The sequence below is a fragment of the Streptomyces sp. NPDC085944 genome (genome assembly GCF_040686295.1).
Lineage (GTDB): Bacteria > Actinomycetota > Actinomycetes > Streptomycetales > Streptomycetaceae > Streptomyces > Streptomyces salinarius.
Genome location: NZ_JBFBJX010000027.1, coordinates 61,359 through 73,072 on the forward strand (window position 1 = coordinate 61,359; position 11,714 = coordinate 73,072).

9 protein-coding genes and 3 pseudogenes are annotated in these 11,714 nt (G+C 72.4%); 7 read left to right on the forward strand and 5 right to left on the reverse strand.

What is annotated here, in order from left to right:
- Nucleotides 1-101: 101 nt before the first annotated feature.
- The 3 genes and pseudogenes from AB0P07_RS34150 to AB0P07_RS34160 all read left to right on the forward strand — a co-directional run.
- Nucleotides 102-311 (forward strand): annotated as a pseudogene (locus AB0P07_RS34150) (cupin domain-containing protein); the annotation flags it as partial.
- A complete protein-coding gene (locus AB0P07_RS34155) occupies nucleotides 288-872 on the forward strand; it encodes a winged helix domain-containing protein (protein ID WP_365557697.1) in 585 nt (194 codons plus the stop codon). The pseudogene AB0P07_RS34150 and the gene AB0P07_RS34155, both read left to right, overlap by 24 nt.
- Nucleotides 853-966: pseudogene (locus tag AB0P07_RS34160) on the forward strand (TetR/AcrR family transcriptional regulator); the annotation flags it as partial. The gene AB0P07_RS34155 and the pseudogene AB0P07_RS34160, both read left to right, overlap by 20 nt.
- Nucleotides 967-1,218: 252 nt before the next feature.
- Here AB0P07_RS34160 and AB0P07_RS34165 read toward each other — a convergent pair.
- The 5 genes from AB0P07_RS34165 to AB0P07_RS34185 all read right to left on the reverse strand — a co-directional run bounded on the left by AB0P07_RS34165 (nucleotide 1,219) and on the right by AB0P07_RS34185 (nucleotide 8,991).
- Nucleotides 1,219-1,899 carry a hypothetical protein gene (locus AB0P07_RS34165; RefSeq protein ID WP_365557672.1) on the reverse strand — a complete coding sequence of 227 codons (681 nt, stop codon included), beginning with the start codon at nucleotides 1,897-1,899 and terminating at the stop codon, nucleotides 1,219-1,221.
- 61 nt (nucleotides 1,900-1,960) lie between these two features.
- Nucleotides 1,961-6,199, reverse strand: coding sequence for an amino acid adenylation domain-containing protein (locus tag AB0P07_RS34170; protein ID WP_365557675.1), 4,239 nt, complete (start codon nucleotides 6,197-6,199; stop codon nucleotides 1,961-1,963).
- On the reverse strand, nucleotides 6,196-6,999 hold the full coding sequence (locus tag AB0P07_RS34175; protein ID WP_365557678.1) for a HisA/HisF-related TIM barrel protein: 804 nt from the start codon (nucleotides 6,997-6,999) through the stop codon (nucleotides 6,196-6,198). The genes AB0P07_RS34170 and AB0P07_RS34175 overlap by 4 nt, the downstream gene beginning before the upstream one ends.
- Before the next feature lie 3 nt (nucleotides 7,000-7,002).
- Nucleotides 7,003-8,277, reverse strand: coding sequence for an FAD-dependent oxidoreductase (locus tag AB0P07_RS34180; protein WP_365557680.1), 1,275 nt, complete (start codon nucleotides 8,275-8,277; stop codon nucleotides 7,003-7,005).
- Between the two features lie 9 nt (nucleotides 8,278-8,286).
- Nucleotides 8,287-8,991: a hypothetical protein gene (locus AB0P07_RS34185; RefSeq protein WP_365557683.1), complete on the reverse strand. Its 705-nt coding sequence runs from the start codon at nucleotides 8,989-8,991 to the stop codon at nucleotides 8,287-8,289.
- 454 nt (nucleotides 8,992-9,445) lie between these two features.
- On the opposite strand from AB0P07_RS34185, the gene AB0P07_RS34190 reads away from it, so the two are divergent.
- The 4 genes and pseudogenes from AB0P07_RS34190 (at nucleotide 9,446) to AB0P07_RS34205 (ending at nucleotide 11,714) form a co-directional block, all read left to right on the forward strand.
- Nucleotides 9,446-9,958 carry a helix-turn-helix transcriptional regulator gene (locus AB0P07_RS34190; protein ID WP_365557686.1) on the forward strand — a complete coding sequence of 171 codons (513 nt, stop codon included), beginning with the start codon at nucleotides 9,446-9,448 and terminating at the stop codon, nucleotides 9,956-9,958.
- A gap of 229 nt (nucleotides 9,959-10,187) precedes the next feature.
- A pseudogene (locus AB0P07_RS34195) lies at nucleotides 10,188-10,379 on the forward strand (helix-turn-helix domain-containing protein); the annotation flags it as partial.
- Between the two features lie 336 nt (nucleotides 10,380-10,715).
- Nucleotides 10,716-11,141, forward strand: coding sequence for an IS110 family transposase (locus tag AB0P07_RS34200; protein WP_365557689.1), 426 nt, complete (start codon nucleotides 10,716-10,718; stop codon nucleotides 11,139-11,141).
- An 84-nt stretch (nucleotides 11,142-11,225) separates the two neighbouring features.
- A complete protein-coding gene (locus AB0P07_RS34205) occupies nucleotides 11,226-11,714 on the forward strand; it encodes a transposase (RefSeq protein WP_365557692.1) in 489 nt (162 codons plus the stop codon).

The window sequence follows — 11,714 nt, forward strand, 5'->3', positions numbered from 1 at the left end:
CTCGTCCGACACCGCCTCCGTGGCCGACTTGACGACCGGCTCCTTGACCGTCTCGTGCTCGCTCATGGTCCCGCTCATTTCAGGCGTCTCAGCCGGACGGCGCGAAGCGCTGGCGGATCTACGGCACCACCCGCCCGTTCCCGCTGTACCGCGACATCGAGGACCCGGGCGAGGCGCTCACCGAGCCGGTCGCCGACCCGGTCCTGTGGCCGGGCGACGTGCTGTACGTGCCGCGCAGGTTGTGGCACGCGGTCTCCGCCGACCAGGGCACCCGCTGCCTGCACGTCATCTGCGGCCTGCAGACCCACACCGCGACGGACCTGATGGCGTGGGTGTCCGAGCAGCTGCTCACGCACGAGGACTGGCGGCGTGACCTGCCGCTGCTCGCCGCGCCGGACGTCCAGGCCGACGCCGTGGACGGGATGCGCAAGCGGCTCGCCGAACTGCTGGACGACCCCGGGCTGCTCGCCCGCTACCGGGCCGCGATGGACGGGCAGGCCGTCGGCCGGATGGTGCCGAGCCTGCCGTACATCGACACCGTCCCCGTCGACAGCGCTCTGCGGGTCCGGCTGACGACCGCCCGCGCGGTGCTGGACGTCGGCGACACGGTGACGCTGTCCGCCGCCGGCATCGTGTACGAGTTCGCGCCCGAGGCGGAAGCGGTGCTGAGCCCGCTGGCCGACGGCGCAGCCCGCCGCATCCGTCGCCGTCGGCCTGCGCGTGCGCAGTTCCCTGTTCCGTGCGTTGGAACGAGTCTCCCGGGACGTCGCGGACCCCGTCACAGCGTTCTACGAGACCTGCGTCGCCTACATCTCCTTCGGGCTTCGTCATCCGTCCCCGTACCGATTGGTGATGGACGGCGAGGTCACTGAAGCCAGCCGCCAGAACGAGGACGCGTGCTTCCGCCACTTCCGGGACAAGATCCGGGGATGCCTCGATGCCGGAGTACCGGTGGACAGCAGGGTCGAGGCCGCCCGAATGGTGTGTGCCGGTGTGCACGGGGCGGTCTGCCTCCTGATCCACCAGAAGCGGGACGCCATTGGACACCGCTCGCTACATCACGCGGGCCGCCTCCGCCACCGTCCACGGCGCTCTGCACACCGCGCAGACGGCCTCTCACGCCGCCAAGCCCTCGGTGGCTGCCGTGACGCGCTCGCGCTGAGCCCAGGTCCAGGAGACGGCGAAGGTGAGGCCGCCGGAGGGGCGGGGGACCGGCGGTCAGCGTCGCTTCGGCACCGGCGTGAGCGCCGCCGTGCTCCAGATGTCCCCGATGGACTCCTCGACACGGCGGGCGTGGAAGACGGCCTCGTCCGGATCGTCCCCGCGGTCCAGCCCCTCCTGCGCTACGTCCAGGGCCAGATCGCACAGGGCGTCGTCGCCCGGGTCGTCGTAGTAGCCGAGAAAGGCATCCGGGACCTCGGCCCCCGCCTCCCGCAGACGCCGGGCCACGGCCGTCCCTCCGGCGAAGTAGACGCACATGTCGGTGTGGGCGGCCAGTGCGGCCGCCGCCTGGCTGCCCGTGAGGGCCACCCACGACAGCGCCCCGTTGAAAGTGTAGGCGCCGCCCTCGGCGGACCGGCGCGCCAGGTCGGCCTCCGTCATACCGAGGTGACGGGCGACTTCGTGCAGCTTGGGTGTCGCCGCGTGGACGAGCCGGCCCAACGTGAGCCACAGTTCGGCGGCGCGGGCGCCGTGGAAGCGGTGGAGGAGGGCTCCGTAGGCGGCCAGTTCTGCGGCGTGGCACTGTGCCTCGACGGCGACCAGGCGCCTGAGGTGGTCGGTGGTGTCCCCGCCCTTGGCGACGGTCTCGAGCAGCGGATTGCCGACGGGGTGGAGGTCGCGGAGGCGCTCGACCTCTGCGACGGCCCGGCCGACGTCGGTGCGGTGCGTGGTGCTCATGGGTTTCCTCTCTCTTCGCCTCTCTTCGCCGTCCCTCCGGACGGCGCGGCGGTTGGTCCGGTCAGCGCGCGGGCACCTGCGCCTCGGGCGGAGGCAGGTAGCCGACGTCGCGGAGGTAGTGCAGATTCAGGTCGAGCAGCCGGGCGTCGACCGGCGGGCACTCCAGCCCGCCCCCGGCCGTGGCACGTTCGGTGTTGTGCCGGTCGAAGGCGGGGAAGGTGCCGGCGAAGTACATCTCCTTGACGGACATGTCGGCGCCGTACGCAGGCTCGGTGAACATCGGGATGTACGGGGCCATCGGATGCTCCGGGTCCTCGGCGGTCCACCGGGCCACGGTGTCGACCCACGTGTCGTAGGGCACGTGCTCGACCCGGTAGCCCATGGCCCGCAGCCGTTCGACGAGCAGGCCCAGCCGGGCGTCCCGCGGGTTGGTGATGTGGTAGACGCGGCCGTCCGGCTTCTCGTGCGTGATGACGCGGGTGATGACGTCGGCGGTGTAGTCCACCGGGACGAAGTCCAGCGGGAGCGGGATGTCGGGAGCCAGCCCGCTCTCCGCGATGGTCCGGAACAGCGCGCACATCATTGTGTCGGTGTTCCACACCCCCCGGTCGGAGGTGCCGGTGATCTCGTACGGGCGGTGGACGGCCACGGGCAGACCTCGCTCGGCCGCCTGGCCCACCAGGCGCTCGGCGACCCACTTCGTCTCCATGTAGCCCAGCGAGAACCGGTCCGGGTAGTCGAGGGGTGTGTCTTCGGACACGTGCCGTACCCCGGCGGTTCCGAAGCCCGCGATGACGCCGATCGTGGAGATGTGGTGGACCGTCTTGAGGCGGTGGGTGCCGGCCAGTTCCAGCACCGTGCGGGTACCGTCCACGTTGACGGGGGCCAGTGCCCGGTAGGGATAGGCGAAGTTGACGCTGGTTCCGGAGTGCACCACGAGGTCGCAGGCGCGGGCCAGCTCGTCCCAGGCGGCGTCGCCCAGCCCGAAGTGCGGCTCCGACAGCTCGCCGGGCACGGGGACGACGCGGTCCTCACACGCCGAGGCGTCCAGTCCGTAGCGGCGCATGCGCGCGGCGATCCGGCGGTGGCCCTCCTCGGTGTCCCGGGCCCGGGTGAGGCAGTAGACCCGATGGGCCCCGGCCCGTACGAGGCCGGCGATCAGGTGGACACCGAGGAAGCCGGTCCCGCCCGTCAGCAGGACGTTCCCTGGTACCTCCGCCCAGGCCGCCTTCGGCACGGTGAACCGAAGCCCGGGGGCCAGCCGCGCCTCGGCGGCGAAGTCCGGCCGCTCGCCCGCACCTACCGGCCGCCCGCCGCAGTCGCCCAGCTCGCGGGCCCGGGCGGTGAAGGCCGCCAGCGTCGCGTTGTCCAGCAGACTGCGGAGCAGCTCCGTGCTGTGCCGCGCCGGTATGCCGAAGTGCGACCGGGCGGCCGCGGCGACCTGCGTGGCGAGCAACGAGGTGCCGCCCAGGGCGAAGAGGTCGTCGTCGCGGCCGACCGCGTCCACGCCGAGCCGTTCCCGCCAGATGCGGGCGACCGCCTCCTCGTCGCCGCCCCGAGGAGCGTCCCCGTCGGTCCCGGTGGACTGCGGCGCGGTGAGGAGGGCCAGCAGGCGGTCCCGGTCGGCCTTGCCGCTCGTGGTCAGCGGCAGCTCCGCCGTGGCGACGATCCGGGCGGGCACCATGTACGCCGGGAGCCGGTCACGGGCGTGCGCGTGCAGGCGCCGCACAAGTGCCGCGGTGTCCGCGTCCGGAGCGCAGGCCACGGCGGCCCCCAGGCGTTCTCCGCCGCCTTCGCCGAGTACGTCGACGGCCGCTTCCCGGACGTCGGAGACGGCGCTGAGCACGTGCTCGATCTCGTCGAGTTCCACGCGGTAGCCGCGCAACTGCACCTGGCGGTCCCGGCGACCGAGGAACTCCAGGACGCCGTCCGCGCGCCAGCGCGCCATGTCGCCGGTCCGGTACAGCCGGCCCTCCGGGTCGTCCCCGAAGCGGTCGACAACAAAGCGTTCGGCCGTCTTCCCGGGCTCGTTGAGGTACCCCAGCGCCACCCCGTCGCCTCCGAGCCACAGCTCGCCCTCCTCGCCCACGGCGGCCGGTCGCCCGTCGCGGCGTACGACGTAGGCCGTGGTGTTGGGCAGCGGTGTGCCGATGGGCACCAGCTCGGCGTGCGGAGGAAGCTCCTCGATGACGTGGGTCGTGCTGATCACGGCGTTCTCCGAAGGACCGTACCCGTTGACGAGGAACCGGGGGCGGCCGTGCCCGAGCACCGCCCGGACGGCCGAAGGGCTCAGCGCGTCTCCGCCGGCCATCAGGCACCGCAGTCCGGCGAACATGCCCGGCGCCGCCTGCGCGTGCTGGTGGAACAGACCGGCGCTCAGCCAGACGACCGTGATCCCCTGCTCCCGCAGAGCCAAGCCCAGAGCCGCCGGGTCCAGCGGCGTTTCAGGCTCCGGCAGGACCAGACAGGCGCCGTTGAGCAGGGTGCAGAAGATCTCGTAGCAGGACACGTCGAACGTCGGATTGGTGGTGGCGAGCAGCCGCTCGCCGGGCCCCGGCACCGCCGGGTGGTCGGCCGCCGCGAACCGCACCAGCCCCCGGTGGGTGCAGACCACGCCCTTGGGGGCGCCCGTGGAACCGGAGGTGTAGACGAGGTAGGCGGCGTCGGTCGCCCGGCGCCCGCCGGTCCATCGGGTATCGCGCGACGGCAGCGGATGTGCGGCGGCCTCCCCGGGGGTGACGAGCACCGCGGTGGACTCGCCGGGCAGGCCGGTCCCCGGCGCGGCGATCACGTGGCCGGTCCCCGAGTCCTTCAGGACCGAGGCCAGCCGGGCGTCCGGGTGCTTCGGGTCGAGCGGCAGGTAGACACCGCCCGCTTCGAGGATGCCGAGCGCCGCCACGACGGCGTCCGGGGACCGTTCCAGGAGCATCGCCACAGTGTCGCCGTCGCCCACGCCCCGGGCCCGCAGGTGGGCCGCCGTCCGGCGCACCCGCTCCCGGAGCTGGTGATAGGTCCACCGCCCGTCGGGCCAGAGCAGGGCGTCCGCGTCCGGGTCGCGTTCGGCCCGCTCGGCGAAGAGGCCCGGGATCAGCGCGTTGCGGGGGTAGTCGGCAGCCGTGGCGTTCCACCGCCGGACGTGGTCCGGGACGGGGCGGTCGCGGGATGCGGTGTCGTGCATGGCGAATCTCCTTCGGTGCGGGGGTTGGGGGGCGCGGCCACGCGTCGGACGTGGCGCGCTCGTCGAACGTGCGGGGGAGAGGGGAGGGGCGGCCCGGGTCAGCCGGTGAGCAGCACCTTCCCGGTGTCTCCCGGCCGCGTCGCGTGTTCCAGGGCGCGGGCGTGGTCGGACGTACCGGGCGGCCACCTCGAAACCGGGCAGTCCCGCCGCGACGGCGGAGCCGATCTCGTCCGCCAGGCGGCCGACGTGCTCCGGTCCCTGGCGTTCCAGGCGTTTAAGCCGCTCGGGCAGCCAGAACCCGGACACACGCACCCGGCGGAAGATCAGTTCCTCGGGCGGGACGGGCAGCGGGTCGCCGGAGAGCAACCCGTAGGAGACGAAGCGTCCGCCCGGTCGCACGCAGCGCAGCGCCGAACCGCCCAGGCTTCCGCCCACCGCGTCCAGGACGGCGTGCACCCCGCGCTCCCGCGTGGCCTGCCGCACGGTGGCGCTCAGCTCCGCACCGGTGCGGGCATGCAGCGGGAGCGCACCGCTGCGCTCCACAGCGGGCCGCGGTCCCGCCCGGCGCACGGCGGCCAGGCACCGCACGCCGCGACGGCCGGCGAGCCAGGCGGTCATGCGGCCGACGGCGGACGCGCCCGCGGTCAGCAACAGCGTCTCCCCTTCGCGCAGTTGCAGATCATCCAGCAGGAGCCGGGCGGTGAACGGATTGACCGTCAGTTGGCAGGCCGCGTCCAGGGGCAGGGCCTCGGTCACCCGCAGCAGGGCGGTGGGCGGGACACAGACGTACTCCTGCCAGGTGCCGTCGGCGGCGACGGCCACCCGCGTGCCGGGCGGCGGCCCACTCGTGTCCGGGCCCAGGGCGTCGACCACTCCCGCGCCCTCGAACCCCGCGACCGCCACCGTCGCGTCGCCGGACGGTCCGCTCCCGGCGTCCGCGCGGGTGGTGAACCGGGCGCGGCGGCCATACCGGCCCTGGACGAACAGCAGGTCCGAGGGGTTGACCGGGCGGGCGGCCATCCGCAGCCGCACCTCCCCGGCGGCGGGCTCCGGCACGGCCACCCGGGCCTGCCGCAACACCCGTGCGGGGTCGCCGTGCCGCGCGAAGACGAGTGCCCTCACCGGCCGCCCTCCTGCGTGGTCACGGCCCGGGACAGCTCCGCCCCGAGGGAGGCGACCGAAGCCCGCCCCGAGTGCACGAGCTTGTTGACCAGCACGTAGGTGGCGTGCCCCGCCGCGAGTGCGTCCGCCAGGTGCCCGGCCTCGCCGGCACCGCCGGAGGCGATCACCGGCAGCCCGGAGGCCCGGGCCACGGCCGCGGTCAGCTCCAGGTCGTAGCCCAAGGAGGTGCCTTCCCGGTCGACGCTGTTGGCGAGCACGGCCGCCAGGCCGAGTTCGCCGTACCGGCGGGCCACGTCCGTCGCCCGGAGGCCGGTGGGCGTGTCGCCGCCGTGGACGAGTACGTGCCAGCCGCCGCGTCCGTCGGCCGCGCAGTTGAGCACACCGACGAAGCGGTGTCCGCCCAGCTCGGCCGCGGCGGCGGCGACGAGGCCGGGCTCCTCGGCCATACTGGTGCTCACCGATACCTTGCCCGCGCCCGCCGTGAGCAGCGTCGCGCACGCCGCCGTCGAGGGCAGGACGCCTTGCTGCACGGAGACCACCGGTGTGAGTCCGGTCTCGACCAGCTCGCGCAGCAGGTCCGGAAGGTATCCGGTGCTCTCCCAGGGATCGACGACGTCTAGGAAGAGCGTTGTCGCGCCGCCGCGGGCGTACCCGTCGGCGATCTCGACGACGTCGCCGGGGTCCGAGATCCCGGGGTGCGCGGCCGGCTCGGCGGCGCGACCCGCTCGGACGTCGATGCAGGGAATCACCGCATCGGTCCACCGGGTCGCGGGGACGGGAACGGTGCGCTCGTGGGTCATGGTTCAGTCGCCTTTCACGTCGTCGAGAAGCCGCCGCAGCCGGTCGGCGCGGGGCGCCAGTTCCTGGGCCACGGCGATGGCGGAGGCCATCGCTGCCTCCTGGGTGTCGATCGGTGTTGTGCAGTGGCCCGCGAGGAAGAGACGCCGCGCCCGCCCGGCACCGGCCAGCCGGAGCCGGGCCCGGACCGCCTCGGGGGTCGGCAGCGCGGTTCGGTAGGCGGAGCGGGCCAGCACCTGCCGCGGTCGGTCGGAGCGGTGGGTGAGCTGGCTGACGAACAGGTCGGCGCCGAGCGACGGGCCGTACCACGTCGTCGTCTCGCTCCAGCCCTCGTGCAGCACCGTGTTGGTGGTCGACCACGCCGCGCGGTCCCCCGGCATTCCGAAGGGGTCCCGGTGCAGGGCGTAGGTCAAGGTCCGGTACGGAACGGCCCCCAGCGCGGTGCGCAGCTCCTCCGCTCCGTCCAGGGGGACGAGCGTCTCGCGCGCCCGGTCCGCAGGCAGCGCCAGCACTGCGGCGTCCACGGTGTGGAGACCGCCGACCGTGTCGATCAGGGAGAATCCCTCCCCGTCCGCGCTCACCGCACGCAGGGGAGCCCCGACCTGTACGGTCGCCCTCCGCAGGTCTCCGGCGAGGGCCTGCGCCAGTGCTTGAGCGCCGCCGCGCAGATACGTCACCTCCGGCCCCGCCTCCGTTGGCGGCTGCGAGTCGGCGAACGGGGCGGCCGCCGCCCGTGCCGACAGACCGCGTGCCTCCCGCACCGTGCATCCGTGCAGGGCCGCCGGCAGCGCGGCGAGCAGGTCCGTGTGGGCGCGCACGTCTTCCGGCCATGCATCCAGCAACTCGCCCAGCGTGACGTCCCAGTCCAGTTTTTGGGCCTGCCAGCGGGCGGCCTCCGTCCCGAAGCGCCTCAGGGCACGCCGCACCGGGCCCTGGGGCGTCACGGGACGGTCCCCTGCAGCGGGTCCCGCCGGCGACACCCACGCGGGGCGCGCCTCGGGGCCCCGCGTCAGCGTCCGAGTACCGGGAGAGGTGACCAGGTCGTCGGCGGTGAAGCCGAGTTCGGTGGCGAGGTGACGCCAGACGGGGAAGGAGCCGGGCGCCGTCTCCCGCACTCCGAGGTCCACCCCGTGCGTGTGTCCACGGCTCCGGGCAGGCACCGACTCGGCGTTTCCCCCCAGCCGCTGCCGCGCCTCCAGGAGCACGACATCGTGGTGTCCGTCCAGGAGCCAGGCCAGCGTGAGCCCCGACAGCCCGCCGCCGACGATTCCGACACGCATCGCAGCCCCCTAGTTCGCGGCCGTGGCCGGCGTGTCCGCAGCGCTCCGCGCAGCCGGCGGTCCCTCGGCCGCGAACTGCCAGAACCCGTCCAGGCTCACCCGCAGCAGGTCGGCCACCGCGGTCGCCGTGGCTGTTTCGTCGCCGCGGCGCAGCCCGTCCTCGACCACGTCCGCCGCCAGACTCAGCAGTTCTTCCGGCAGGGGCGCGCTGTAGCAGTCGCGGAACCGCTCCGGGACGTCGACCCCCGCCGCGTCGAGCAGCCGGACCAGCTCCTGGCAGGCCGGGAAGTAGGCGGCGAAATCGCTGTGCACGGCCAGGGAGGCCGCGGCCCGCTCGGCGTGCAGGGACACCCACGACACCATGCTGGGGAAGGCGAACGCGCCGAACGCGCCGTCCCGGTAGGCGAGCGGGGCCCGGCTTGCGCCCAGCGCGGCGGCACACTGCTCCAGTTGGGGCCGGCGTGCGCGCAGGGCCTCGTTGAGACGTACGAAGAGTTCACCGGCCGGACCGTCGGGGAAGCGGGCCAGTAGGGTCGCGTACGCGACAGTCTCCGCTTTGAGGCACAACAGATCGGCCTGGACGAGCCGACGCAGCGCGTCGGGTGCCATCGGTCCTTTCCTGGCCTGGTCGAGCAGGGCGTTGGGGCGCTGCGCGTGTTTCTCGAGCTGGGCGTGGACGAGAAGATCCGCGCGGCGAGCCGAACCGTTTCGCACCGGATAACCTTCCTTACTCTTCTCGGGAAAAGGGTTTCGAGGACGCGTGCCGGGTTCCCGTGCCCTTTCGCCGCACACCGCGAGAACTCCGGTACCTTGGGATAAGTCCCCGGTACTTTCCGCTCTGTTCGCGGTTTTCGGACCGGCGCGCGCAAGAAATCACGGCATTCGGGAAGGCGCAGTGGCGACCCGGTGGTCCCGGTGCGCAAGATCCCGTGGGTGGCAGGCCCCCGGGGCGCACGAGCCCGGAGCGATCCGGCGTGACGCGTGTTCCCCGGACCCGGGTGACGAGCCCCGGGCGCAGTGCCGTCGGCGCTTCACCGGCAGCGCTCCGGGTATGACACCGGCACACCGCGCCGGTCGGGCCGGGTCCCGGCACGGTCCGCGTGTGAGCGCGCCATGAACTCACCACCTGCGCCGCCGTTTCCGGCGAGCGCGAAAAACGGAGGTACGCGTGCCCGACGATGAATTACGGTCCACCGATTCCGGCACACCGGAGCCCCTGCGGGAAATCCTCGCGGCGGTCCGGGAGATCGAGCGGTTACTCCACGAAATGCTGCGGTTGCTGGACAACCGCGCAGGCATCCCGCACGCGCCGGCCACGTCGGCCCGGGTCCCGGCCGCGCGCGCTCCTCGTCCGGCGGCTCCGGCGGCAGACGCGGCCGAGCGCCGTCGAGAGCTGACCCCGCGCGAGGACGAGATCGTCACGCTCCTGCTGACGGGAGCGTCCAACCGGGTGATCGCCCGTTCGCTCGGCATCACCGAGCGAACGGTGAAGAACAACCTCCACACCGTCTACCGCAAACTCGGCGTCGGCGGCCGCGCGGAGGCCATCGCACGCTTCCTCCCCGCCCTGGAACAAGGCCCGGCGGACGCGGCGGGCGCATCGCCCGGGAATGCGGCAGCCGCTCGCACAGCGCGCACGGTGGACCGGTCGGCCCCCACCGATCCCTCACCTTCCCCCTGACCGCCACCGCCGGGTCGGCACGACGGCGGCGGTTCGTGCCCTGGGAGAAGATCCGCTGGTCCGGCGCCCCGATTACACCGCTCGTTTGACAGACCCTGCCCATGAAGGGCCTGAAGCGATCGACGACCTGCCCGAGGCTATGGAAGCTCTCGGCGTCTTGCCCTTGGACGGACTCGACGCCACTATGTCGCAGGAACTACGAGCGGCTCTCACGGTCGTCGCCACCCGCCTGGCAGCACAGGCCGCGCCTGTCCTCCTCACCGTGGCTGAGACCGCTTCGATCATGCGGGTGTCGAAAATGACGATCTACCGCTTGGTGCAGAGCGGACACCTGCCGTCCATCCGCTCCGGCCCCTCCGGCCGGTCCTTTCGCATTTCCGAAGCCGCTGTACACGAGTACCTGCGCACGTCATTCATGGGAGCGCCAACCCCGTTATGTTCTTCGCGGTCCTGCAAGAGGGCCGCTGGCCTCCGGGTCCGGCATGACTGTGTCCCCCTGTCGAAGTCGATGACCTGGGGGGTGGTGCTACGTTGTTGATGGGCCGGAAGGGCTGTCGTACGGTCCCGAGGATCCAGTGGCCCCGCGTATGGCTTGGGGGTGGTTGCCTTCAATGGTTCCTGTGACACCTGGCCGCCCGGGGCCGCACGACGACTCGACCACTGATGAGGAGCTGCGGGCCCAACGGGTATCGCTGAGTAGGACCATGCTGGAGGGGTCGTCCGGATGTACGAAGTACGTCGAACGACCGGAGGAACCATGGCCTGGAACTGGGCGGGAACCGATATCGGAAAGGCTCACCACCATACCGTTGTCCTGAACAACGACGGCGAGATGCTGCTGTCCCGCAAGGTGATCAACGACGAGCCGGAGCTGCTGCATCTCATCAGCGAAGTACTGGCGCTCGGTGAGGATGTGGTGTGGTCCGTCGACGTGGCCGACGGCATGGCTTCCCTGCTGGTCAACCTCCTGCTCAACCATGGACAGACCATCGTCTATCTGCCTGGCCTCGCGGTGAATCGGGCCTCGGCTGGCTACCGCGGCCTGGGCAAAACCGATGCGAAGGACGCTCGGGTCATCGCTGGTCAGGCGCGTATGCGCCGCGACCTCCACGTCCTGACCCCGGAGAGCGAACTGACCGCCGAACTGCGGGTGATGACCGACCGGCGGGCCGATCTGGTGTAGGAAAGGACACGGAAGACCAACCGTCTGCACGCGCAGGTTCTGAGCATCTTCCCGGCCCTGGAACACGCCCTGGAACTGACGAGCATGGGACCGCTGGTGCTGCTGTCCGGCTACCAGACGCCGGCTGCGTTACGACGTCTCGGCCGCAGGCGGCTGACGGCATGGCTGCGCAACCGCAAGACTCGCAGCGCGGAAGACCTGGCTACCGCCGCTGTCGATGCTGCGGAACGACAGCACACTCGGCTCCCCGGCGAGGCCGCGATCGCCCGTGTGGTCCGCGACCTGGCGCTGGAGTTGCTCGATCTCCACGAGAAGATCCACGAACTGGACATACGCATCGAAGCCCGCTTTCGCGCGCACGATCTCGCGCCAGTGATCTCCAGCATGCCCGGCATCGGACCGCTGCTGGGCGCCGAGTTCCTCGCTGCCACCGGTGGTGACCTGTCTCGGTTCCCCAGCGCAGACCGGCTCGCCGCGTTCTCAGAGGGCGTTAAGTCCGTTTCTGGTAGCGGCCGCGTCCCGGTTGCTCGAGGAATCCCTGGCGGACGAGTCGTCCCAGGCGGGAGCGGGTGA